At 68.2% G+C, this 24290-nt stretch carries 23 protein-coding genes; 16 read left to right on the forward strand and 7 right to left on the reverse strand.

The window, feature by feature from the left end:
• Positions 1–17 precede the first annotated feature (17 nt).
• The 4 genes from ABQE44_RS18515 to ABQE44_RS18530 are packed head-to-tail and all read left to right on the forward strand — an operon-like array spanning position 18 to position 3271.
• Positions 18–665 (forward strand): endonuclease, encoded by a 648-nt coding sequence (locus ABQE44_RS18515; RefSeq protein WP_448431235.1) that lies wholly within the window; start codon positions 18–20, stop codon positions 663–665.
• Positions 662–1432 (forward strand): DUF72 domain-containing protein, encoded by a 771-nt coding sequence (locus ABQE44_RS18520; protein ID WP_448431237.1) that lies wholly within the window; start codon positions 662–664, stop codon positions 1430–1432. The genes ABQE44_RS18515 and ABQE44_RS18520 overlap by 4 nt, the downstream gene beginning before the upstream one ends.
• A gap of 11 nt (positions 1433–1443) precedes the next feature.
• A complete protein-coding gene (locus ABQE44_RS18525; RefSeq protein ID WP_448393954.1) occupies positions 1444–2649 on the forward strand; it encodes an NAD(P)/FAD-dependent oxidoreductase in 1206 nt (401 codons plus the stop codon).
• A gap of 4 nt (positions 2650–2653) precedes the next feature.
• The gene (locus ABQE44_RS18530) at positions 2654–3271 is read left to right on the forward strand and encodes a hypothetical protein (protein WP_448431239.1); all 618 of its coding nucleotides are present in this window, start codon (positions 2654–2656) and stop codon (positions 3269–3271) included.
• Between the two features lie 3 nt (positions 3272–3274).
• Here ABQE44_RS18530 and ABQE44_RS18535 read toward each other — a convergent pair whose 3' ends face one another.
• Both ABQE44_RS18535 and ABQE44_RS18540 read right to left on the reverse strand, forming a co-directional pair.
• A complete protein-coding gene (locus tag ABQE44_RS18535; protein WP_448393956.1) occupies positions 3275–4744 on the reverse strand; it encodes an acetyl-CoA acetyltransferase in 1470 nt (489 codons plus the stop codon).
• Complete coding sequence (locus ABQE44_RS18540; protein WP_448431253.1) at positions 4744–7065, reverse strand: CaiB/BaiF CoA-transferase family protein; 2322 nt, start codon at positions 7063–7065, stop codon at positions 4744–4746. The genes ABQE44_RS18535 and ABQE44_RS18540 overlap by 1 nt, the downstream gene beginning before the upstream one ends.
• Positions 7066–7134: 69 nt before the next feature.
• Between ABQE44_RS18540 and ABQE44_RS18545 the strand changes: the two genes are divergently transcribed.
• Together ABQE44_RS18545 and ABQE44_RS18550 are read left to right on the forward strand one after the other, a co-directional pair.
• Positions 7135–9552 (forward strand): phosphoketolase family protein, encoded by a 2418-nt coding sequence (locus ABQE44_RS18545; protein ID WP_448431241.1) that lies wholly within the window; start codon positions 7135–7137, stop codon positions 9550–9552.
• Between the two features lie 11 nt (positions 9553–9563).
• Complete coding sequence (locus ABQE44_RS18550; protein WP_448393958.1) at positions 9564–10319, forward strand: CPBP family intramembrane glutamic endopeptidase; 756 nt, start codon at positions 9564–9566, stop codon at positions 10317–10319.
• On the opposite strand, the gene ABQE44_RS18555 is transcribed toward ABQE44_RS18550, so the two are convergent.
• Positions 10263–10895, reverse strand: a complete 633-nt coding sequence (locus ABQE44_RS18555; RefSeq protein ID WP_448393959.1) for a CGNR zinc finger domain-containing protein — start codon at positions 10893–10895, stop codon at positions 10263–10265. The two genes, ABQE44_RS18550 and ABQE44_RS18555, sit on opposite strands and share 57 nt — an antisense overlap.
• Before the next feature lie 110 nt (positions 10896–11005).
• Between ABQE44_RS18555 and ABQE44_RS18560 the strand changes: the two genes are divergently transcribed.
• Positions 11006–11473 carry a hypothetical protein gene (locus ABQE44_RS18560; RefSeq protein WP_448393960.1) on the forward strand — a complete coding sequence of 156 codons (468 nt, stop codon included), beginning with the start codon at positions 11006–11008 and terminating at the stop codon, positions 11471–11473.
• On the opposite strand, the gene ABQE44_RS18565 is transcribed toward ABQE44_RS18560, so the two are convergent.
• On the reverse strand, positions 11470–12489 hold the full coding sequence (locus ABQE44_RS18565; RefSeq protein WP_448393961.1) for a zinc-binding alcohol dehydrogenase family protein: 1020 nt from the start codon (positions 12487–12489) through the stop codon (positions 11470–11472). The two genes, ABQE44_RS18560 and ABQE44_RS18565, sit on opposite strands and share 4 nt — an antisense overlap.
• Positions 12490–12624: 135 nt before the next feature.
• On the opposite strand from ABQE44_RS18565, the gene ABQE44_RS18570 reads away from it, so the two are divergent.
• The gene (locus ABQE44_RS18570) at positions 12625–12870 is read left to right on the forward strand and encodes a CDGP domain-containing protein (protein ID WP_448393962.1); all 246 of its coding nucleotides are present in this window, start codon (positions 12625–12627) and stop codon (positions 12868–12870) included.
• 28 nt (positions 12871–12898) lie between these two features.
• On the opposite strand, the gene ABQE44_RS18575 is transcribed toward ABQE44_RS18570, so the two are convergent.
• The 3 genes from ABQE44_RS18575 to ABQE44_RS18585 all read right to left on the reverse strand — a co-directional run bounded on the left by ABQE44_RS18575 (position 12899) and on the right by ABQE44_RS18585 (position 16077).
• Positions 12899–14035, reverse strand: a complete 1137-nt coding sequence (locus ABQE44_RS18575; protein ID WP_448393963.1) for an alanine and proline-rich secreted protein Apa — start codon at positions 14033–14035, stop codon at positions 12899–12901.
• Between the two features lie 188 nt (positions 14036–14223).
• On the reverse strand, positions 14224–15276 hold the full coding sequence (locus ABQE44_RS18580; protein WP_448393964.1) for a sulfate/molybdate ABC transporter ATP-binding protein: 1053 nt from the start codon (positions 15274–15276) through the stop codon (positions 14224–14226).
• Positions 15277–15282: 6 nt separating this feature from the next.
• A complete protein-coding gene (locus tag ABQE44_RS18585; RefSeq protein WP_448393965.1) occupies positions 15283–16077 on the reverse strand; it encodes an ABC transporter permease in 795 nt (264 codons plus the stop codon).
• 168 nt (positions 16078–16245) lie between these two features.
• Here ABQE44_RS18585 and ABQE44_RS18590 point away from each other — a divergent pair, with 168 nt between their 5' ends.
• The 8 genes from ABQE44_RS18590 to urtE all read left to right on the forward strand — a co-directional run bounded on the left by ABQE44_RS18590 (position 16246) and on the right by urtE (position 24289).
• On the forward strand, positions 16246–16917 hold the full coding sequence (locus tag ABQE44_RS18590) for an SDR family oxidoreductase (protein ID WP_448394082.1): 672 nt from the start codon (positions 16246–16248) through the stop codon (positions 16915–16917).
• A gap of 29 nt (positions 16918–16946) precedes the next feature.
• A complete protein-coding gene (locus ABQE44_RS18595; RefSeq protein ID WP_448431243.1) occupies positions 16947–17876 on the forward strand; it encodes an LLM class F420-dependent oxidoreductase in 930 nt (309 codons plus the stop codon).
• Between the two features lie 112 nt (positions 17877–17988).
• Positions 17989–19362, forward strand: coding sequence for a type II NADH:quinone oxidoreductase Ndh (locus ABQE44_RS18600; RefSeq protein ID WP_448393967.1), 1374 nt, complete (start codon positions 17989–17991; stop codon positions 19360–19362).
• Positions 19363–19548: 186 nt separating this feature from the next.
• Entirely contained in the window at positions 19549–20799 is a 1251-nt protein-coding gene (gene urtA / locus ABQE44_RS18605) for an urea ABC transporter substrate-binding protein (protein ID WP_448431245.1), read from the forward strand.
• Positions 20800–20806: 7 nt separating this feature from the next.
• The gene (urtB, locus tag ABQE44_RS18610) at positions 20807–21691 is read left to right on the forward strand and encodes an urea ABC transporter permease subunit UrtB (protein WP_448393969.1); all 885 of its coding nucleotides are present in this window, start codon (positions 20807–20809) and stop codon (positions 21689–21691) included.
• On the forward strand, positions 21688–22812 hold the full coding sequence (gene urtC, locus ABQE44_RS18615; protein ID WP_448393970.1) for an urea ABC transporter permease subunit UrtC: 1125 nt from the start codon (positions 21688–21690) through the stop codon (positions 22810–22812). Before urtB ends, urtC begins: the two co-directional genes overlap by 4 nt.
• On the forward strand, positions 22809–23597 hold the full coding sequence (gene urtD / locus ABQE44_RS18620) for an urea ABC transporter ATP-binding protein UrtD (protein WP_448431247.1): 789 nt from the start codon (positions 22809–22811) through the stop codon (positions 23595–23597). The genes urtC and urtD overlap by 4 nt, the downstream gene beginning before the upstream one ends.
• On the forward strand, positions 23597–24289 hold the full coding sequence (gene urtE, locus ABQE44_RS18625; protein WP_448393972.1) for an urea ABC transporter ATP-binding subunit UrtE: 693 nt from the start codon (positions 23597–23599) through the stop codon (positions 24287–24289). Before urtD ends, urtE begins: the two co-directional genes overlap by 1 nt.
• Position 24290: the final 1 nt, after the last annotated feature.

Genomic DNA, 24290 nt, shown 5'->3' on the forward strand with positions numbered 1-24290 from the left:
CGGGTACGTCAGCGCAAATGGGTACCTCTGACCGCAAGCAACTGGTCCAGAGCCTGCTGGAGCACGCCGGCACCACCTACGCCGACGAGGCGGGCATCCGGCTCAAGGACCAGCCGATGCCGCTGTTCGAACTGCTGGTGCTGTGCATGCTGGCCAGCAAGCCGATCGACGCCGCGATCGCGGTGAGCGCGGCCCGCGAACTCTTCGCGGATGGGCTGCGCAAACCCGACGCGGTGCTCGAGGCGGATCGTCAGCAGATGATCCGCGCGTTCGGCCGTGCCCACTATGTCCGCTATGACGAGAGCTCGGCTGACAGGCTCATCGACATCGCCGGGACGGTCCGCGACGAATACCACGGTGACCTCCGCCGGTTGGCGGCCGAGGCCGACGGCGATGCGGGCACCGCGGCTGCACTTCTCAAGCAGTTCAAGGGTATCGGCGACACCGGAGCCGACATCTTCCTGCGCGAGGCGCAGGACATCTGGACGTGGGCGCGGCCCTACTTCGACAACCGCGCCATGGACGGCGCGCACAAGCTGGGGCTGTCGGGCAGGGCCGACGAGCTTGCCGAGCTGGCGCCACGGTCGACGGCGAAACTGGCTGCCGCGCTGGTCCGGGTATCGTTGGATGACGATCTGCGCGAAAAGGTTTCGTCGTCGCGATGATCCGCATTGGTACGTCGGGGTGGTCCTATGCGCACTGGGCCGATGTGCTCTACCCGCCGGGTTTGCCGGTGGCCAAAAGACTGGCTCGCTACGTCGAGGAGTTCGACACCGTCGAGCTCAACGCCAGCTTCTACCGCTGGCCCAAAGACAGCGCGTTCGCCGGGTGGCGTGAGCGGCTGCCCGAGGGCTTCACGATGTCGGTGAAGGCCCAGCGCGGCCTGACCCACTACCGCCGGCTGCGGGCGCCGGAGCCCTGGATCGAGCGCTTCGAGCGCTGTTGGATCGCACTCGGCGACCGCTCCGAAGCGCTGCTGGTACAGCCCCATCCGCAGCTGGAACGCGACGACGCACTTCTGGACACGTTTTTGCGCCTGATGCCCGACCGGATCCCCGTGGCGATGGAGTTACGTCATCCCTCGTGGGACGATCCTGCGGTGTATGCCCTGCTGGAACGCCGCAACGCGGCGTATGTGGTGATGAGCGGCGCGGGTCTGCGGTGCGTGCCGCGTGCGACGGCCGAGCTGGTCTACGTCCGGATGCACGGCCCCGACCAGAACTCGATGTATGCCGGCTCCTACCCCGACGATGAGCTGCGGCGCTGGGCCGACCGCGTCCTGGAATGGGACGCCAAGGGCAAGCGGGTGGTCGTCTACTTCAACAACGACCTCGGCGGGCACGCCATTCGAAACGCGCGGCTGCTCAAAGAGCTGACGGCTCGAACCGGTGACGCCGACGCCGACTCCCCGGCCATCATGCACCGGGAGTAAGCTCGTGTGGCATGACAACGTCGTCTACGATCGTCATTGTCGGCGGTGGCCTCGCGGCAGCCAAAGCTGCAGAAGCGCTGCGGGACAAAGACTTTGACGGTCATATCGTATTGTTCACGGCCGAAGAGCAGCTACCGTACGAGCGGCCTCCGCTGTCCAAGGATTACCTGGCGGGCAAGAAATCGCTCAATGACTTCACGGTCGCGCCCGCGCCCTGGTACCGCGATCACCACATCGAACTGCAACTGGGCACCGAAGTGACCGGTATCGACACCGCCGCGCACACCGTGTCCCTGCCCGACGGCGATCCGGTGCGCTACGACAAGCTGCTGCTGGCCACCGGTTCACGCCCCCGCAAACCACCCATTCCCGGCGCCGATTCGGCCGGTGTGCACTACCTGCGCACCATCGACGACGCGGACGCGCTCAAATCGGCGCTGGGCGACGGTGTTTCGCTGGCCATCGTCGGCGCGGGGTGGATCGGCCTCGAGGTGGCTGCGGTCGCACGTGAGCACGGGGCGGCCGTCACCGTTGTCGAAACCGCAAGCGCGCCGCTGCAGGCCGCGCTCGGGCGCGAACTCGGCGAAGTGTTCGCCCACCTGCATCGTGAGCACGACGTGGATCTGCGGTTGTCGACGACCGTGGAGGAGATCACCGTCGCCGACGGTGCCGCGACCGGGCTGAAACTCAGCGACGGCGCCACCGTGGCCGCCGACCAGGTGTTGATCGCCGTCGGCGCGGCGCCCAACATCGAGCTCGCCGAGGCCGCCGGGTTGGCGATCGCCGACGGTGGTGTGCAGGTGGATCCGTCGCTGCGCACCAGCGACCCGGACATCTACGCCGTCGGCGACATCGCGGCCGCTGAACATCCGCTGCTGGGCGTGCGCATCCGCACCGAACACTGGGCGAACGCGCTCAAGCAACCGGCCGTCGCCGCCGACGCGATGATCGGCAGACCCGCCGAGTACGCCGACCTGCCCTACTTCTTCACCGACCAGTACGACCTCGGAATGGAATACGTCGGCCACGCTCGCGAATACGACAGGGTGGCGTTCCGCGGCGACGTAGCCGGACGCGAGTTCACCGCGTTCTGGTTCGACGCGGACAGCCGGGTTATCGCCGGGATGAACGTCAACATCTGGGAGGGGCTCGACGACCTCAAGGCGTTGATCCAATCGCGTGAGCCGATCAGCCCGGAGCGGATCGGCGCCAGCTGAACGCATGGGGACGAAGAACACCGTGCGGTGGGCCTTGTTGGCAGCAGCGCTCACCGTCGCCGGCGCGGGCTGCTCGGGAGAACGGATCGTCAACACCGGCGAACCCCCGCCCACCGCGCAGGCCAGCACAACGACCCCACCGCCCGCCGCGCCGAACAGTCGGCATCTGGTGGACGCATTCGACTATGTCGCGCATCCGGACGGCGCGGCCGTCTACTTCTTCACCACCCCCAGCGGGCGGTGGGCCTGCGCGATCGTGCCACGGGTCAAGGCCGGCTGTCAGTCGGCGACGGGCTGGGGTTCGGCGCTCGGCATCTCCGGCGCACCCACATCGGTACCCGATGTGTCAGGCGAGGATGCGACACCCAACGCTGTCCTGGTCGAACGGGAGGGCGAGGCCCGGTTCGTCGCGCTCGACGAGCCAGGCTTCGCCCTGGCGACCACCGACTCCGATACGGCAGAAGTGTTGGACTTCAACAAAATCCTCAACGCAGCCGGCTTTCGCTGCAACGTGCAGGAGTCCGGGGTGTCGTGTATGAGCGAGGCCAGCGGCAACGGGTTCACGTTCTCCGCCGAGGGGTTCGCGCCGCACTACACCGAGGTTCCGCCCACGTCGCCATGACGCCTACCGCAGCGTCGCTGTTCCGTCGGAGTTGACGGCCACCTTGGCGCCTGCGATGTCGCCGCGCACCGTCTCGGCGGCTTCGGAGGCATCGGCGATGACCGCGAGCACACGTGCGTCATCGGGTGTGCGTACCGCGAGGAACGCCTTCTCGGGTTCCCCGTCGCGGCTGTAGGGCGTGGTCCACGATTCGACGGTGCCCACCCCTTCCCACTCGACGATCGACGTCCGGGTCGGTTGCCGGTCGACCGCCGATTGCGCATCCTCCCAGCGGAATTCGTGTGGCGGCGGTTCGGTGCCGTACACACCGAAGCTGTGCTTGGTGAGGTAGCCGCCGTTGGCGGTGATCAGACCGCGCTGCCCGGGGTGGGCGGCCAGGTGTTCGGCCATGCTGGCGATGGAATGGGTGACGTAGTTGTTCCACGGGCCGCCGGCGAACGTCAGCCCGCCGGTCACCGTGAGTGGACGGTCGGGGTCGCCGAGCGGCAGCCCCAACTCGTTGGCCGCGACCTGCACTGCCGACGGGAAGCACGAGTACACGTCGACCGCGTCGACGTCGTCGACGCCGATATCGGCCAACGCCAGCGCGCGCCGTCCGGCGATCCGAATCGCCGGTGAGGCACAGAACTCCGCGCGTTCACCGATGGCATAGGTGTCGTGGGCGTCGGTCCCCGCATACGGAAACACCCAGCGTTCGGTCGGAACCTGTAGATGCCTTGCCTTTTCGGCGGAGGCCAGGATGAGCCCCGCACCCTGGTCCACCATGTTGTTGGAGTTCATCAACTTGGTGTAGGGCCAGCTGACCATCCGGTTCTCGGCAGAGGGTTGCCAGATCGCGTCGGCCGAGCGTGCCTGCTGGCTCCAGGCGTGCGGGTTGTTCGCCGCCACCGCGGAGAACCCCGCCCACAGCTCACCGATGCGGCGCCGGTGCACATCCGGCGCATCGCCGGCGGCGATGCGCAGCGCCTGTTCGAACATCGGGTAGACGTAGGCCGGCCGGTCCAAGTGAATCCGCATATCCGCGGGTGCGGCCATCGGCACGCTTTCGTCGCCGCCCTCGGCGGCCGGCACCGACTCGTCCTGCCGTGTCCAGTCCGGTTTGGTGCCCTTGGCGCGCAGCCGTGAGCGTGTGCGCCAGGTCTCGGCGCCGGTGATCAGCACCACGTCGGCACGGCCGCCCTGGATGTCCAGACACGCCTGGTTGACCAACGACTGCGGCACATTCCCGCCGATGCCGGTGTATCGGGTGCGGGCATTGTCGGCCCGAATACGCTGGGCGACAAGAAGTCCCGGGTCGCGATACCGCCACGACAGCAGGTTGACCACCCGCACCGAGTCGACGGCCTCGAGCAGCCGGGGGTCGCCTGCCGCGCGGGCGGCGGCCGCCATCAGGTCGACCGGCTCCACAGTCGGGTCGTTCTCACGCTGGTTGACCTGGCCGTAGCCGATCAGCACGGGCGTCCTTGGGTCCATCATGGCCTTTCTTGATGTGCGAAAAGTGCGCCATGCGTGATGAGCCGGTCGAGGTCCTCGGACGTCAAACCGAGCACCTTCTGGCATATCTCGCGGGTGTGCTCTCCCGGCATCGGGGCGGGACGCAGCGGCGCGGGCGCGATGTTGGTGTACGGCGCGGGACCGGTCTCGGTCGGCATCGGCGCTTCGAACAACGGATGTTCCAGGTCGGTGTACGGGCGGCGGAACTGCACCTGCGGATCGGCGAGGACGTCGATCGCCCTGTTCATCGGGGCCGCCGGTATCCCGTTCTGCTGCATGATGTTCGCGACGTCGGTCTTTTCGCGGGTCCGGGTCCACGCCGCCACGTCGTCGTCGCCGACGACGGCGGCCAGGGCGGTGCGATCGGCGTCGGTACGTACGGACACCACGCACCATTCGTCGTCGCCCGCGCACGGATACACGCCGTGGACGGCGGTATCGTCGTCGACCGGCAGGCCTGCGGTGCGGGCGGCCGCCGTGGCGTACACCGTCGCCAACTGGTTGACCGCGGCTTCGGCCTGCGAGATGTGCACGTGCGCACCGGTTCCGGTGTTGCGACGCTGAATCAGCGCGGCCAGGGCCGCTATCGCGGTAATCCTCGCCGAAACGTGGTCGGGGAAGATGGTGGTGGCGTCGTAGAACTCGCCGGGCCCGGCGTCCGGAGATGTCCACAGCGATGTGACGCCGGTGGAGGCGCGTACCAGCGGGCCGTAGCCCATTCGGGCGCTCCACGGCCCGGTCGCTCCGAACGCGCTGCTTTCGGCAAGGACGATGCCCGGGTTGAGCTCTCGCAGCCTTTCATAGGAGAACCCAAGTGAGGCAAGCGTTCCGGGTTTGAAGTTGGCGAACACCGCGTCGGACTCGGCGATCAGACGTGCGAACACGGCCGCGCCGTCGCGATGGCGCAAATCCAGGCCGAGGCCGTACTCGTTGCGGTGCGTCAGCGCCCACGACCTACTCATCGTCATGCCCGGCGGGGCCTGGCGCAGGCCGTCGGGATACGCCGCACTTTCGATCTTGATGACCTCGGCGCCCAGATCGGCGAACAACCGGCCCAGCTCACCGCCTGCGACGATGACACCGAGATCGAGGATGCGCATCCCGTCGAACGGCCGGCGCACAGGTGCGCCACCGCTTTCCGGGCGTGCGGTGGTGTCGGCGGCCCAGGCGGCGTCGTCGGCGCCGGGCGCCGGTGCCGGCCGGGTCAGCCCGGCGCGGGTGCCGTCGACGACGAACGGCCCGGCGGGCACGACAGCGTCGACGCCGGGCGCCAGTTCGGTGCTGGTCAGCGCGCCGACATCACGGAAGTGGTTGGAGGACAACGTCTGCGCCGGGGTGTGGACCGCGGCGATCGGTACGCCGCGGGCTTGACCATCGGCTACCAAGTCTTCCATTGTCTGGTTTCTGACCAGGTCGGCGATGACGGCGTTGAGCTCCCGTGATACCGCGTAGCGCGCCGCGATCGTTTCGAACTCCGGGCCGGCGAACTGTGCAGGTTCACCGAGCCAGCCGAACATGCCGCGCCACTGGCGCGGCGAGAGCAGGCAGATGCGCACATAGCCGTCGCGGCAGGCGAAGATCGGGTAGATCTGTTGGTTCCGCGGCCGCCCCCGCCACAACTCGCTGGTCGGCTTGCGGCCGACGGCGGCCTGCCCCTCCGAGCCGTACGGCGGATCCAGTGACTGAAGCACACCCTCCAGTCGGGAGAAGTCGATGTAATCGCCTCTGCCGTCGCGTAACCGGCGAAAGTAGGCGGCCAGCGCGGCCCACGCGGCCTGCACCGCGGCCGTCGTCGACGCCACACCGGTGGGCGGCAGCACCGGGGTGCCCGTCGTCGGGCCGGTCCGCGACAACGCCGTCGACAATGCGTACAGCACCGCGTCGGTGGCCTGCCACGTCGCGTGCGGGCCTGCGGTGCCGAAGTCGGTGACCGATAGCGTGACCAGGTACGCGAACCGCTGCGACAGCGCGGCGCACGACGTGCCGAACGCGGCCGCCGTCCCCGGGTTGCCGCTGTCGATCACGATGTCGGCGGAAGCGGCCAGCTCGATCAGGCGGTCGCGGTCCGCGGCACGGGTGGCGTCGAGCACCGCGCTGCGCTTGTTGGCGTTGTGCAGTGCGAACCGCACGCTGGCGCCGGCCACGCTCGGCGCTTCGCGGCGCGCTTCGGCACCGCCGGGAGGTTCGATCTTCAACACGTCGGCGCCGAGGTCGGCGAACAACCGGCCCACGGCATCGGAGTCAGCGCCACCCAGGTCCAGCACCCGCAACGGCGCCAGCGGTCGCACCCGTTCGCCCACCACGACCGTGAGCGTAGTTGGCCACGATCGGGTTATTTCCCACCCGTGTTGGGTACCCTGTGCCGGAACATGACCGCTGAGCCGCTCTCCCCCACCCTCTCCGACGATGAGCTGGGGTTGATCGACGCCTATTGGCGCGCAGCCAACTACCTGTCGGTGGGCCAGATCTACCTGCTGGACAACCCGCTGCTGCGGGAGCCACTGGCCGCCGAACACATCAAGCCGCGCCTGCTCGGCCACTGGGGCACCACCCCCGGACTCAACCTCGTCTACACGCATCTCAACCGCATCATCTGTGACCGCGATCTCTCGGTGATCTACATCACCGGGCCCGGCCACGGTGGGCCGGGGTTGCTGGCCAACGTCTACCTCGAGGGCACCTACAGCGAGGTCTATGCGCAGATCTCCGAGGACGTCGACGGGATGCGAAAGCTGTTCCGCCAGTTCTCGTTCCCCGGCGGGGTGCCCAGCCACGTCGCTGCCGAGACGCCCGGCTCGATCCACGAGGGCGGTGAACTCGGATACGCGCTGGTGCACGCCTACGGCGCGGCGTTCGACAACCCGGACCTGGTGGTGGCGTGCGTGATCGGCGACGGCGAGGCGGAGACCGGTCCGTTGGCGGCGAGCTGGCATTCCAACAAGTTCCTCGACCCGGCCACCGACGGAGCCGTGCTGCCGATCCTGCACCTGAACTCCTACAAGATCGCCAACCCGACGGTGCTGGCGCGGATTCCGGCCGACGAGCTCGAATCGCTGTTGTCCGGCTACGGGTACCGGCCCATCACGGTCGCCGGCGACGACCCGGAAAACGTGCACCAGCAGCTGGCCACTGCCTTCGATGAGGCGTTCGACCAGATCGCGGCGATCCAGCGGGCCGCCCGGCTCGACGGTGAGCCGGGCCGTCCGCTGTGGCCGATGGTGGTGCTGCGCACCCCGAAGGGCTGGACCGGCCCCAAAGTGGTCGACGGTAAGAAGGTCGAAGGCACCTGGCGCTCGCATCAGGTTCCGCTGGCACAGACGCGCACCGACACCGAGCACAGGGCGCAACTGGAGTCGTGGCTGCGCAGCTATCGACCCGACGAACTGTTCGACGAGCACGGGGCGTTGCGGCCCGAACTGCGGGCGTTCGTGCCGAGCGGGCAGCGCCGGATGGGCGCCAACCCGCACGCCAACGGCGGTCTGCTGCTGCGCGATCTGGACCTGCCCGCGTTCGCCGACTACGCCGTGGACGTCGACGAGCCGGCGAGCCAAACCGCCGAGGCAACCCGGGTGCTCGGCACGTTCCTGCGGGACGTGATCGCGCGCAACCCGGATAGGTTCCGGGTGATGGGCCCCGACGAAACCGCGTCCAACCGGCTGTCGGCGGTCTACGAGGCGACCGACAAGGCGTGGATGGCCGAGACCAGCCCCGACGACGAAGACCTCGCCCCCGACGGCCGGGTGATGGAAGTGCTCTCCGAGCACCTGTGCCAGGGCTGGCTCGAAGGCTATCTGCTGACCGGCAGACACGGGCTGTTCAACTGCTACGAGGCGTTCGTCCACATCGTCGACTCGATGCTCAACCAGCACGCCAAATGGCTGTCCAGCAGCAGGGACCTGACCTGGCGGCGCCCAATCGCCTCGTTGAATTACCTTCTGACATCTCATGTTTGGCGTCAGGACCACAACGGTGCCTCGCACCAGGATCCCGGCTTCATCGACCACGTGGCCAACAAGCGCCCCGAGGTGGTGCGCGTGTATCTGCCGCCGGACGCCAACACGCTGCTTTCGGTGGCCGACCACTGCCTGCGCAGCCGCCACTACGTCAACGTGATCGTGGCAGGCAAGCAGCCGGGGCTGACCTACCTGACGATGGACGAGGCAATCGCGCACTGCGCCCGTGGGCTCGGGATCTGGGAGTGGGCCAGCAGCACCACCGGTGAGCCCGACGTCGTGCTGGCCTGCGCCGGTGATATCCCGACGCTGGAGACCCTGGCCGCCGCCGACATCCTGCGCCGCGAACTGCCGGAGCTGGCGGTGCGGGTGATCAACGTCGTCGACATCATGCGGCTGCAGCCCGAAACCGAACACCCGCACGGGCTTTCGGATCACGAGTTCGACGCGCTGTTCACCACCGACAAGCCGGTGATCTTCGCCTACCACGGCTATCCGTGGCTGATTCACCGGCTGACCTACCGTAGGACCAACCACGCGCACCTGCACGTGCGCGGCTACAAGGAGCGCGGCACCACGACGACCCCGTTCGACATGGTGATGCTCAACGACCTGGACCGCTTCCACCTCGTCATGGACGTCATCGACCGGGTCGACGGGCTGGCCGGGCGGGCCGCGGTGCTGCGCCAGCAGATGGTCGACGCCAGGCTGGCCGCCAACCGCTACACCCGCGAGCACGGCGAGGACGACCCGGCGATCGCCGACTGGACATGGGATCCCGACTTCGCGGGACCGTCGCTGTCCCAGGACGCCCGCGGCGCAACCGCCCGGTAGGATTTATCGTCGTGTCCGTCGCCGCCGAGCAACCGCATCCGCTGATCGAGCAGCTGTCGGTCCTGCATCGCTTCCGCACCTACGTCGATATCGGCATCGTCGTCGTGGTGCTGGCGCTGACGAACCTGATCGCACACTTCACCACCCCGTGGGCCAGCATCGCCGTCGTGCCCGCCGCCGCCGTCGGGCTGCTCGTTTTGGTGCGCTCCCACGGCCTGGGCTGGACCGAGCTCGGGCTGGGCCGCGCGCAGTGGCGCTCCGGGGTCGGCTACGCGCTGGCCGCGGTCGCGGTGGTGGTGTCGGTCATCGCGATCGGCGCGATGCTGCCGTGGACCAGGCCGCTGTTCATGAACAACAACTACGCGACGATCTCGGGTGCGCTGATCGCCTCGATGATCATCATCCCGCTGCAGACGGTGATCCCCGAGGAGCTGGCGTTCCGCGGTGTGCTGCAGGGCGCGCTGGACCGAGCCTGGGGCTTTCGCGGGGTGGCCGCGGCGGGGTCGTTGCTGTTCGGGCTCTGGCACATCGCCACGTCGCTGGGGCTGACCGCCAGCAACGTCGGCTTCACCCGGCTGTTCGGCGGCGGCTGGCTGGGCACGGTCGCGGGCGTCGCCCTGGCGGTGGCGGCGACCGCGGTCGCCGGATTCGTCTTCACCTGGCTACGTCGCCGCAGCGGCAGCCTGATCGCCCCGATCGCGCTGCACTGGTCATTGAACGGGCTCGGCGCGCTGGCCGCCGCGATGGTCTGGCACCTGTCCACCTGAGCCGCGTCTGCGTGCCCGGAACTGGCGGTTCTTCAGCTTGTTACCGCAGGTCGCCATGCTGCACCAGGTTCCGGCGTGGTTGCGGGACTTGTCGTAGAACGCCCACCGGCACTCGTCGTTGGCGCACGCCTTGAGCAATGACCATGTGCCGTCCTGCTGCGCGTCGCGCACGATCAACAGCAGCTCGACCAGCCGCTCCGACGACGAGTCACCGTCCACCGCGAGCCGAACGTCGCCAACGTCACCGACGTGGGCAGAGACCGTTCCGCCCGCCGCGACGGCGCGCAGCGGCGCCAACGCGGCGTCACTTGGGGCCGGGCCCCCGGCGTTGTGCACCAGCTGGGCGCGAAGCCCTTCTCGTACGCCGCGAAGCAACTCCAGGTCGGCGGCGCTCAGCTCGGCGTCGGCCCCCAGCAGACCGTTGTCGATCAACCACGGTCGCGCATCGGCGGGGTCGGCGAGGCGGTCCGGGCCTGCGGCCAGCTCGAAGGTGTTGACCAGCGACTGAACCCGGCTCAGGGGTGCGGGTGCCGGTTTGGTCTCGGAATCACCGAGCCACGTGCGGGCTGAAGTCATACCACCAGTCTACGGATAGTGACCGCCAAATCACGTTGACTAGTCATGGATGACCGGTATAGCCTTTTTGATAGTCATTTACCCAGGGATAGCGGATCGGAGCAGGGCTTATGACGATTGACAACGCGACGTCGTCGCCGGCGGCCAGTCGCCCCTCGGTACAAAGCTCCGCGTCGTTGGCGGCGCGGTTGACGGCACGGCTGCGGGCCGCCAAGTTCGACCGGCTGATCGCGGTCGGCGTGACGGCACCGCAGGGCAGCCCGCTCGCGGTGCACTACGTACGGCTCACGTCGGCGGCCGAACGCGCCAGCGTCGCACGCTCGCTGCGCAAAGCCGTTCGGGATGCGCGTTCCGGCGGGCTGCTGATGTCGTCGCGGCTGCCGATGCATGTGCCCAACATCAGCGCCGCCGAAGAGATGATCGACAGGGTCGTGCGCCGGCTGGAGTCCCCGCAGCCGGTCGGTGCCCGCGGGATGGCGCGGCTGCGCGAACTGTTGGCCGACGGGTCGGGACCGCTGTACCGGTTCGGCCGCGGCGACCTGACCGGCCGGCTCGGCGCGGCCCTCGCCGAGCTCTAGTAGACCGTCAGCACCGCCGCCCCCGACACCCGGCCGGCGGCGAGATCACTGAGCGCGTCGTCGGCCCGCCCGAGCGGATAGCGCGGCGTCGTGACCTCGATGCGATGCCTGCCCGCGAACGCGAGGAAGTCACGGGCGTCGGCGCGCGTGTTGGAGGTCACCGACCGCATTTGGCGTTCCTGGAACAGGTGGCGCTGGTAGTTGAGCGGGGGGATGTCGGACAGGTGGATGCCGGCGATGGCCAGCGTGCCGCCGCGGTCCAGTGCCTCGAGCGCGGGGTGCACGAGGTCGCCGACCGGAGCGAACAAAATCGCCGAGTCCAGGGCTACCGGCGGTCTTTCGGCGACACCCTGCGCCGACGCCGCGCCCAGCGCGAGCGCGAGGTCTCGGGCCTGCTGCCCGCGGGTCATGACGTGCACCTCGAGGCCTTCGGCGATGGCGACTTGTGCGGTGAGGTGGGCGCTGCCGCCGAACCCGTAGAGGCCCAGCCGTCCGCCCGCGGGCACGTCGGCGCGCAGCAGTGCGCGGTAGCCGATGATGCCTGCGCACAGCAGCGGGGCCAACTCGGCGTCGGTGTATCCCGGCGGCAGATGATGGGCGTAAGCCGCCGGCACCGTGGTGAATTCGGCGTAGCCACCGTCGGCGTCCCATCCGGTGTAGCGCGAGTCCGGACAGAGGTTCTCGTCGCCGCGGGTGCAGTACGGGCACCGACCGCAGGTGTGCCGCAGCCATGCGACGCCGACCCGGTCGCCGACGGCGAACTGTTCGGCGGTGTCCGGCCCGATCTCGACGACCTCCCCGACCACTTCGTGCCCGGGTATCACCCCGGGCCGGTGCACGGGCAGGTCGCCCTCGGCGACGTGGAGGTCGGTGCGACAGACACCGCAGGCGCGCACGGCGACCAGTAGCTCGCCTGTGCCGGGCCGGGGCACCTGCGCGGCAACGCGTTCCATCGGGCCGTTGTCGATCGGGCCCGGTCTCGTGACCCGCCATGCGGTCATGGTCGAGGCGCTCATCCCCCCATTGTCGCGCGATGTGTTGTGGCACACCAGCGGTCAGCCGTTGAGTGGCCTATCGCACCCGCACCCATGTCATAACGAAGAAGTAACCTGGACATAACGGTCGGGGCTGATGCGAAAGGAAGGGGACCGATGAAAGCACTTGCAGCACTGGGTATCGGCGCGCTCGCGGCGGGCAGCATCGCGTTTGCGGCCCCGGCCAACGCCGGCTGTCAGGGCGGTTGGACACCATGGGGCGGCGGCACGATCTGCGACGGGCCGATCGCTCCGGACGGCAACTTCGAACGCTGCCAGACAGCAGGGGCGTTGGGCTTCGGGGGCACGAACTGCTTCATCGTGAACGTCGCCCAGGCCCAGCCGCCGTGGGTCGGTCCGTAAACGGAGCGGTCCACAGCGGCTGACGAAATCACGCCGGCGGCATCATCTCCGGTGCGCTCTCCGGCGCCACCGGAACGGGCTGACCGACGGCCGGTCGTGGTGCCGCGTTCGGGTCACCGGGCGGCGGGGGTGGTGCGTTCGGATCGGCCGGTGGCGGCGGGGGCGCGTTGGGATCCGGCGGCGGCAATGGCGCATTCTGGGGTGCATTCGGGTCCGCGGGAACCGCGGGCGCCGGTGCGGTGAAGGGCCGGATCGAGTTGGCCAACGTAACGGCCTCCTCCTTGGGCACCGGGTTGTTCGCGGTGCCCAGCCACACGACGAACCAGCGATCCGGGGTGCGCTGGCCGCGCGGTGTGCCGGGTTCGGTGGCCTCACCGACCACCCCGGCCCAGATCTGGCCGTTGGGCTTGTTCGTGTCGGTGAACTTCACCTCGTAGTAGGAGGCGACGCCGGGCATCCCGTCGGCATCCAGTTCGATGGTCTCCTGGTTGACGCGCGTGCCCGGGAACGGCATGAAGAACTCGCCCATGTCCGAAGCCAGCCGCTGGGCCGCCTTCGTGTTGTCGGTTTCCGCGCCGGCGAACAGCTTCAGATCGAGCCGTCCGAGCAGGATGCTGGTGTCGTTCGGCGGTTCGGCGCCTTCCGGGGTGACCTTCGTCAGCAGCGCCTGACCGTAGGACAGCTGGGTAGCGTCCGACACCTGCCATCCGGCCGGTACGACGAAGCTCAAGCCACCCGCGGCGTTGTCGACGCGGCCGGCGTCGGCCGGCGGCGGTGCGTTGGGGTCGGCCGGTGGCGGCGGTGCGTTCGGGTCGGCAGGTTGCGGCGCGACGCCCGGAGGCGGCGGTGGCGGCGGGACGCCGGGTGGCGGCGGCGGCGCGTTCGGATCCGCGGGCGGCGGAGGCGGTGCGGGCGCGACGCCAGGGGGCGGCGGCGCGTTGGGGTCTGCGGGAGGTGCCGGCGCGGCCGGCGGAGCCGGCGGTGGCGGTCCCTCCAGGAAGGTGTTACCGCTCGGCGGCGGCGGCGGTGGCGGTGTGGGCTCGGGTTGCGCCTGCGCCACCGTCGGCAGCGCGAGCGCCACCGCGGTGGCACCGGTCAACACGGCGGTCGCCAGCGTCCTCGTGCGGCCCTTACGGTGGTGAACTAACGCGTCCGGCTGATCCATGTGGAAGAAACTACCGTGTTACCGCCGTGACGCAAGTGTGAGTTGCTCTTATTGTGCTTAGATTTTTACTTGCTGAGGCCGCAGAAGTGCCAGAAGATGCCGAAGCCGACCGTTTGCTGGCGCCAAAAGGCCCCCGCGCGTCGCACGGGGTACTTCAACTGGTTCTTCGCGCCGACGGGTCAGCGGTGTTACGCGCTGGGGTGGAGCGCCACTTCCTGCGCCTTCACCGCGAAGTAGATCCGGTCGCCCGGCACCAACCGCAACTCGGCTGCCGACTCGGCAGTGACGTCGGCGGCCAGCCCCGGCGCCCCGTCGGGCTGGTCTTCGGCCCGCACCCGGATGGCCGGTCCGCGACTGTCGAGTTCGGCGACGATCACCTCGACGGTGTTGCGCGGGCTGCCGTGGGGTCTGTCCCGGTACACCGCGACAGCGGCCGGGTAGAACAGCGCGACCGCGGGGTCACCGGCCACCAGTTCGGCCGCCGGGTTGCCGTGCCAGGTGCGCCCCGTCGTCGTCCGCACCGCGCCGTCGTCGTCCACCACACCGTTGACCAGGTTCACCCCGGCGAACCGCGCCCCGAACCCGCTGCGCGGTGTCGCTAATACCGCTGCAGCAGAACCGGTTTCGGCGATCCGACCGGACTCCATCACGATCACCCGATCGGCCAGCGTCAGCACGTCGAGGATGTCGTGGGTGACCATCACCGCTGAGCCTCCGTTCTTGGCGAGCACCTTTCGCAGTACCTTGCGCACGGCGGTGGCCGCGACCACGTCCAGCCCCGCCAGCGGCTCGTCGAGCAACAGCACGTCGGGCTCGGCGGCCAACGCGCGCGCCAGCGCCACCCGCTGCGCTTGACCACCGGAGAGCTGACGCGGCATCCGGTCGGCCAACTCCGCCGCATCCACCTCCGTCAGCCAGCGGGCGGGCTGGCGGCTGCGCGGCGGAAACGCCACGTTGGCCGCGACGCTCAGATGCGGAAACAGCAGCGGATCCTGCATCAACAACCCGACGCGCCGGTCATGGGTCGCGACATGCACGCCGGCCCGGACGTCGGTGAGCACCCGCTTCCCCACGGCCACCACACCTTCGTCGGGCCGCACCAACCCGGCGATCACATGCAGCGCCGTCGACTTGCCCGCGCCGTTGGGGCCGAGCACCGCAAGCACCTCGCCCGATTCGACGGTGAATTCGACGTCCACACCGCGGCTTTCGACGACGGCGCGCACGCTGACCTCGGTCACGGCCGACTACCAGGCACTCGCACCCCGCAGCCGTCGGCTGCCGAGCCCGACCACCACGACGGCGGCCACGGCGACCAACAGCAGCGACAGCGCCACCGCCGCCTCGGGATCGCTCTCGCGCTGTAGGTAGATCTCCAGCGGCAGCGTGCGGGTGACCCCCTGCCTTGAACCGGCGAAGGTCAGGGTGGCGCCGAACTCGCCGAGCGCGCGCGCGAACGCCAGCACCGCCCCCGACACCAGGCCCGGCGCCAACAGCGGCAACGTCACCCGCCACCACACACTCGTCGGTCCCGCGCCCAGCGTCGCGGCCACCACCTCGTAGTCGGCGCCGAACGTACGCGCGGCGCCCTCCAGCGCCAGGACCAGAAACGGCAGCGACACGAACGTCTGTGCCAGCACGACCGCCGTCGTCGTGAACGCGATATCGACTCCCGCGGCGCTCAGGTACTGGCCGAGCAGACCGAGCCGGCCGAACGCGTACAGCAGCGCGATGCCCCCGACGACCGGCGGCAGCACCAGCGGCAACAGCACCAACGGGCGCACCACGCGGATCCACCGGCTAGTACTGCGAGCCAGCACCAGCGCCATCGGCACCCCGAACAGCAGACACAGCGCGGTGCTCGCGACCGCCGTGCGCAGGCTGAGCAGCAGCGCTGTCACCGACGACTCGCTGCTGATCAGCGAGAGGAAATTGGGCCAGTCGACCTTGGCCGCCACCGCAGCCAGCGGCACCGCGACGAACAGCGCGCCGACCGCGGCCGGCAGATACAGCCATCGGGGCAGGGCCGCTGACACGCTCAAACCGGCGCCGCTTCCCGCATCACAGCCAAACCTTAAGACACGTCCCCGGCGGAGTTCGGCTACCGCGACGCCGACTCACCGCGCGCCTGTTTCGTCCCCTAGCTACTGTCCAGTAACATTGGCCGCAATTGCTGAGGTTCAGCGATGGTCACAAAGGAGGTCCGTGCGATGGAGGTCCTGGTCACCGGCGGGGACACCGATCTGGGCCGCACGATCGCGGGCGGTTTCCGCGACGCCGGACACCGGGTCGTGATCGCCGGCGCTCGGCGTGCCGACCTGGAGGTGGCCGCCAAAGAACTCGATGTCGACGCGCTCGTATTCGACAACACCGATCCCGCCAGCCTCGAAGAGGCCCGCGGACAGTTCCCCCACCATCTGGACACCATCGTCAACGTGCCCGCCGCGCGCTGGGACGCGGGCGATCCGCGCGCCTATTCGCTGGCCGAGCACGCAATGGCCTGGCGGCATGCGCTGGACGCCACTGTGCTTTCGGCGGTGCTGACCGTGCAGGTCCTGGGCGACCATCTGCGCTCCGGCGGGTCGATCGTGACCGTCATCCCCGCACCTCCGAGTGACGGCAGCGCCGAGGCGGCCATCAAGGCCGCGGTGGCGGACTGGACGTCCGGCCAGACCGGCCATTTCGGCACCCGTGGTATCACCGTCAACGCGATAGCCGCAGGCCGCAGCGCCGAACCGGGCTACGACGGCCTGTCCCGCACGACGCCGACGGTCGCCGAGGAGATCACCCGGCTGGCGCTATTCCTCACCACCCCGGCCGCCCGCCACATCACCGGGCAGACGCTGCACGTCAGCCAGGGCGCCGCGGCCAGCTGGGAATGAATCCGGCCGCGGCGCGGTAGAACTACTGCGTGAGCATTCGACTCGGACTTCAGATACCCAACTTCTCCTACGGCACCGGCGTCGCGCAGATCTTCCCCACTGTGATCGAGCAGGCGCAGGAAGCAGAGGCGGCCGGCTTCGACTCGGTCTTCGTGATGGACCACTTCTACCAACTACCCGGGCTCGGCACCCCGGATGCGCCGATGCTCGAGGCGTACACCGCGCTGGGCGGGCTGGCCACCGCCACCGAACGCGTGCAGCTGGGCACGCTGGTAACCGGCAACACCTACCGCAACCCGACCCTGCTGGCCAAGGCCATCACGACGCTCGACGTGATCAGCCAGGGCCGCGCGGTGCTGGGTATCGGCACCGGCTGGTACGAGCTCGAACACAACAGCCTCGGCTACGAGTTCGGCACCTTCACCGACCGGTTCAACAAGCTCGACGAGGCGCTGCAGATCATCCTGCCGATGATCGCCGGTGAGCGGCCCACCGTTTCGGGCAAGTACTACCGCACCGAGGAGGCGATGGCCGAGCCGCGGCTGCGCGACCACATCCCGCTGATGATCGGCGGCAGCGGCGAGAAGAAGACCATTCCGCTGGCTGCCCGGCACTTCGACCACCTCAACATCATCGCCGGTTTCGACGAACTGCCCCGCAAGCTGCAGGTGGTCAAGGACCGCTGCGCCGAGATCGGCCGCGACCCAGCCACACTGGAGACCAGCATGCTCGTCGTCGCGATCATCGACGAAAACGTCACGGGCGACGTGATTCCCGACGACTACAAACAGCAGGCCGTCTACGGCAGCCCCGAGCAGGTGGTCGAGCAGCTGAAGACCAGAGTGTTCGACGCGGGCGTCGACGGCGTGATCTTGAGCCCGGTGACGAACCTCAACGGATATCAACCCGGTGGGGTCACCGCGGTCGGCGAGCTTCTCAAGCCGATTCTGGAAGGCTAACCTGAACGCCTGACGTGGGATATGCCACAGCTGACGGAATCGTCGATCCGAGGTTCAGGCCACTACCGTGGTGGGTAGAACTGCACGTGAAGCACCTTCGAGGAGCCCAATCATGAGCCATCCCGGAGCCACTGCATCTGATCGGCACAAAGTCGTCATCATCGGATCAGGGTTCGGCGGGTTGACCGCTGCCAAGCGGCTCAAGCGTGCCGACGTCGACGTCAAACTAATCGCCAAGACCAGCCACCACCTGTTCCAGCCCCTGCTGTACCAGGTCGCGACCGGCATCATCCCGTCGGGCGAGATCGCCCCGCCGACCCGGATGATCCTGCGCAAGCACAAGAACTGTCAGGTGCTGCTCGGCGATGTCACCAACATCGACCTCACCAAGCAGACCGTCACCTCGGAGTTGCTCGGCCACACCTACGTCACGCCGTTCGATTCGCTGATCGTCGCCGCCGGCGCCGGGCAGTCTTATTTCGGCAACGACCACTTCGCCGAATGGGCGCCCGGGATGAAGTCGATCGACGACGCGCTCGAGTTGCGGGGCCGCATCCTGACCGCGTTCGAACAGGCCGAACGGTCCAGCGACCCCGCCCGCCGGGAGAAGCTGCTCACGTTCACCGTCGTCGGCGCGGGACCGACCGGCGTCGAAATGGCCGGGCAGATCGCTGAATTGGCCGATCACACCCTCAAAGGTGCGTTCCGCCACATTGATTCGACCACCGCGCGGGTGATCCTGCTCGACGCCGCACCTGCCGTGCTGCCGCCGATGGGTGAGAAGCTCGGCAACAAGGCCAAGGCGCGGCTGGAGAAGATGGGCGTCGACATCCAGCTCAGCGCGATGGTCACCGACGTCGACCGCAACGGCATCACCGTCAAAGACGCCGACGGCACCATCCGGCGTATCGAATCGGCGACCAAGGTGTGGTCGGCCGGAGTGTCGGCCAGTCCGCTGGGCCGCGACCTCGCCGAGCAGTCCGGCGTGGAGATCGACAAGGCCGGCCGCGTCGTGGTGTTACCGGACCTGTCCATCCCCGGACACCCCAACGTCTTCGTGGTCGGCGATATGGCCTACGTCGAAGGGGTGCCAGGGCAGGCGCAGGGCGCCATCCAGGGCGGCAGGTACGCCGCCGACGCCATCAAGGGCCATATCAAGGGCGCCGACCCGGCGCAGCGCGAGCCGTTCCAGTACTTCGACAAGGGCTCGATGGCCACGGTGTCCCGCTTCTCCGCGGTCGCCAAGATCGGGCCGCTGGAGTTCGGCGGGTTCATTGCCTGGCTGGCCTGGCTGGTGCTGCACCTGGTCTACCTGGTCGGCTTCCGCCGCAAGCTCACCACGCTGGTGTCCTGGACCGTGACCTTCCTGTCCACCCAGCGCGGCAACCTCACGATCACCGAGCAGCAGGCCTACGCCCGCACCAGGATCGAAGAGCTCGAGGAGATCGCGGCATCGGTGCAGGACACGCAGAAAGCCGCGGTCTGACCACCGTTCAATGACCTTGTGCCGTCAAGGTACTCGCGTGCGCGGGTGTTCGCGTTGAATCTGCCTGCACACACCACAGGTTAATTTGTTCGTCACATACAGACATTTGGCAGAAACACAGCCGCTCTAACGTCCCCAAGCGAACAACCGCACGTTGTCTGCGGGACATATAGGGAAAGGCTGTTCATGCGACTTCTACGACGCTCAGTGCTGGTGGCCGGAAGCCTCGCCGCCGCAACGGGCCTGGTACTGGCAGGCTGCGGAAGCAAGGCAGGTGAATCAGGTTCGGCCAGCGCCGAGTCTTGTGTCGACACCTCGGGGCCCAGTGTCAAAGTCGGAGCGCTGAACTCACTTTCGGGCACCATGGCCATCTCAGAGGTGACCGTGCGAAACGCCATCGATCTGGCGGTCGAGCAGATCAACGCCGCCGGCGGCGTCATGGGCAAGCAGATCGAGCTGGTCGGTGAGGACGGGGCCTCCGAACCGACGGTGTTCGCCGAGAAGGCGGAGAAGCTGATCAGCAGCGACTGTGTTGCAGCGGTCTTCGGCGGCTGGACGTCCTCGTCGCGCAAGGCGATGCTGCCGGTGTTCGAAAGCGCAAACGCGCTGCTCTACTACCCGGTGCAGTACGAGGGCCTGGAGGCCTCCGACAACATCTTCTACACCGGGGCCACCACCAACCAGCAGATCGTGCCCGCGCTGGACTATCTCAAGGAGCAGGGCGTCACCTCCTTGTACCTGGTCGGCAGCGACTACGTCTTCCCGCAGACCGCCAACCGGATCATCAAGGCGTACGCCGTAGCCAACGGCATCGAGATCAAGGGCGAGGACTACACGCCGCTGGGCTCGACGGACTTCTCCACGATCGTCAACAAGGTTCGCACCGCCGACGCCGACGCGGTGTTCAACACCCTCAACGGTGACTCCAACGTGGCGTTCTTCCGCGAGTACCGAAACGTCGGCCTGACGCCGCAGGACATGCCCGTCGTGTCGGTATCGATCGCCGAGGAAGAGATCGGCGGTATCGGCGTGCAGAACATCACCGGTCAGCTGACCGCCTGGGACTATTACCAGACCATCGACAGCCCGGTCAACAATGCGTTCGTCAAGGCCTACAAGGACAAGTACGGCGCCGACAAGCCGACATCGGACCCGATGGAGGCGGCCTACGTCTCGGTCTACCTGTGGAAGAACACGGTCGAGAAGGCGAACTCGTTCGCGGTTCCTGACGTGCAGCAAGCTGCCGGCGGGGTCCAGTTCGACGCCCCGGAGGGCCTGGTGCAGATCGACGGTGACAACAACCACATCACCAAGACCGCCCGCATCGGAGAGATCCGCCCCGACGGGCTGATCTACACGATCTGGGAGTCGCCCGGCCCGATCGAGCCGGACCCCTACCTCGAGGGCTACCCGTGGGCGGCCGGCCTGTCCAGCTGAGCACCTTATGGATGTCCTGATCGGGCAGCTGGCAACGGGATTGAGCCTCGGCTCGATCCTGTTGCTGGCCGCGCTGGGCTTGTCGCTGACGTTCGGCCAGATGGGCGTCATCAACATGGCGCACGGCGAGTTCATCATGGCCGGCTGCTACACCGCCTACGTCGTGCAGCAGATCGTCTCCAACGCCGGTGCGTCGCTGCTGATCTCACTGCTGGTCGGTTTCCTCATCGGCGGTGCGCTCGGTGCACTACTGGAGACCACGCTGATCCGGCGGATGTACCACCGCCCCCTCGACACGCTGCTGGTGACGTTCGGCGTCGGGCTCGTGCTACAACAGGTCGCGCGCGACATCTTCGGCGCGCCCGCCGTCAACGTGGTCGCGCCGGCTTGGTTGTCCGGCGGGGTGGAGATGTTCGGCGCGGTGGTGCCCAAGACCCGGATCTTCATCCTGGTGCTGGCCGTCGCGTGTGTCGCGGCGCTGGCGGCCGCGCTGAAGTTCAGCCCGATGGGCCGGCGCATCCGCGCTGTGGTGGCGAACCGGGACCTGGCGGAGACCAGCGGCATCTCGTCGCGAACGACCGACGTCACAACGTTTTTCGTCGGCTCGGGGCTGGCGGCGGTGGCGGGGGTGGCGTTGACGCTGATCGGTTCGACCAGCCCCACCATCGGGCAGAGCTACCTGATCGACGCGTTCCTGGTGGTCGTGGTCGGCGGACTGGGCCAGCTCAAGGGAACGGTGATCGCCGCGTTCGGGCTGGGCCTGGTGAATTCGTTCCTCGAGTACAACAGCACCGCGTCGGTGGCCAAGGTGGTGCTGTTCGTGATCATCGTGATCTTCCTGCAGGTCCGTCCGCAGGGCCTGTTCACCGTCCGGACAAGGAGCCTCGCGTGAAAACCGTTCTGGGCCGCTGGCAGACCTGGGCCGGCTTCGGTCTCGCCGCCGTGCTGCTGTTCGCTGTGGCGCCCGCGGTGTTGTCGGAGTTCCGGCTCAGCCTGCTGGCCAAGTTCCTGTGCTTCGCGATCGTCGCGGTCGGCATCGGGCTGGCCTGGGGCCGCGGCGGCATGCTCGTGCTGGGCCAAGGGGTGTTTTTCGGCCTCGGCGGCTACATGATGGGCATGCACCTCAAGATCGCCGACGCACAGATCCGCGGCAACGACGTGCCGGACTTCATGCAGATCGCCGGGGTGCGTGAATTGCCCGGCTACTGGGTGCCGTTCGCCTCCCCCGCGTTCACGCTGGCCGCGATCGTGCTGGTGCCGACCGCCATCGCCGCCGCGTTGGGTTTCGGTGTGTTCAAACGCCGGGTCAAGGGCGCGTACTTCGCGATCCTGTCGCAAGCCCTGGCGGCCGCGCTGGCGATCCTGCTGGTCGGGCAGACCAGCCTGGGAGGCAGCAACGGGCTCAACAGGTTTCGCACCTTCTTCGGTTTCACGCTCAACGACCCGGTGAATCGGCGGATGCTGTACTTCATCGCCGCCGCGGTACTGCTGCTGGTGGTCGCGGTGGTGCGGCAGCTGGTGGTGAGCCGGTACGGCGAACTGCTGGTCGCCGTGCGCGACGGTGAGGAACGGGTGCGGTTCCTCGGCTACGACCCGGCCAACATCAAGGTGGTCGCGTATTCGGTCGCCGCGCTGTTCGCCAGCATCGCCGGCGCATTGTTCGCGCCGATCGTCGGGTTCATCGCGCCCTCACAGGTCGGCATCCTGCCGTCGATCGCGTTTCTGATCGGGGTGGCCATCGGCGGCCGCACCACGCTGTTGGGCCCGGTGCTGGGCGCCATCGGGGTCGCCTGGGCGCAAACGGTGTTCTCCGAACGGTTTCCCTCGGAGTGGACCTACGCCCAGGGCCTGCTGTTCATCCTGGTCGTCGGTTTCATGCCCGCCGGGCTGGCCGGCCTGGGCGCGGTGTTCGCGCGGCGGCGGTTCCGCAAACCAAAGCCGCCGCCCGCGCCTGAACCGGCGGGGCAACCCGAACCCGCATCCGACAGCGACAAGGTGGGCGTGTCCACATGACGAGCGAAAAACCGGTCGCCGGCGGCAACGCCGGCATGGGCGCCGAGTATCTCGAGATCCGCGGGCTCACCGTCGATTTCGACGGCTTCAAGGCAGTCAGCGGCGTCGACCTCACCCTGTTCCAGGGTGACCTGCGGTTTCTGATCGGGCCCAACGGCGCAGGTAAGACTACGGTCATCGACGCGGTCACGGGCCTGGTCAGCGCCACCGGGTCGGTCAACAAGTCCGGGGTGGAGCTGCTCGGTAAGAAGGTGCACCAGATCGCCCGGCTCGGGGTGGGGCGCACGTTCCAAACCGCCAGCGTGTTCGAGCAGCTGACCGTGCTGCAGAACCTCGACATCGCCGCGGGCGCGGGCCGGTCGGCGTGGACACTGCTGCGCCGCAGGCGCGGGGTGCTGCCCGAAATCGAAACCGCGCTCGACACGATCGGGTTGGCTGACTACGCCGACAAGCCGGCCGGGGCGCTGGCCCACGGCCAGAAGCAGTGGCTGGAGATCGGCATGCTGCTGGTGCAGAACGCCGACGTGCTGCTGCTCGACGAACCGGTCGCTGGCATGAGCCACGAAGAACGCGAAGAAACCGGAAACCTGTTGCGCCGCATCGGCGCACAGCGCACCGTCGTCGTGGTCGAACACGATATGGATTTCATGCGGGCCTTCGCCACCTCGGTGACCGTGCTGGCCCGCGGACAGGTCATCGCCGACGGAACGGTCGCCGAAGTCCAAGCCAACCCGAAGGTGCAGGAGGTCTACCTCGGCACCGCACTGGTCGAGGAGAACCACTGATGCTGCAACTCGTCGACGTCCGCAGCGGTTACGGCCGCTCCGAGGTCATCCACGGCGTCAGCATCGAGGTGCCCAGCGAGGGCGTGGCGGCGGTGATGGGCCACAACGGCGCGGGTAAGACCACGCTGCTACGCGCAGCGGTCGGACTGCTCAAATGTGCCGCGGGCAAAGTGCTCTTCGACGGCGAAGACATCACCAAGCTGCGTCCGAGCGTGCGGGTGGGCCGCGGCCTCGCCTACGTGCCGCAGGGCCAGCAGTCCTTCGGACAGCTGACCACCATGGAGAACCTTCAGGTCGTCGCCGACGGGCGCAAGAACGGCAAACAGCGCATCGATGAACAACTCGACCTGTTTCCGGCTCTGCGAGAAGTGCTGTACCGCAAGGCCGGTCTGCTTTCAGGTGGGCAACGTCAGCAGCTCGCGATCGCCCGCGCGTTGATCACGGCTCCCCGATGCCTGATCCTCGACGAGCCGACCGAGGGTATCCAGCCCTCGGTGGTGGCCGAGATCGAATCCGCGATCACCGATCTCACCAACCGCGGAAACCTCGGTGTGCTGCTCGTCGAACAACACATCGGCTTCGCGCTGGAGTCCTCGCAGCGCTACTACATTCTGGAAGCCGGACGGCTCACCTCCAGCGGCACCGGCGGCTCGGCCTCGGAAACCGATGTGCGCGCCGCGATGGCGATCTAGA

It is taken from the genome of Mycolicibacterium sp. XJ2546, from assembly GCF_053483195.1.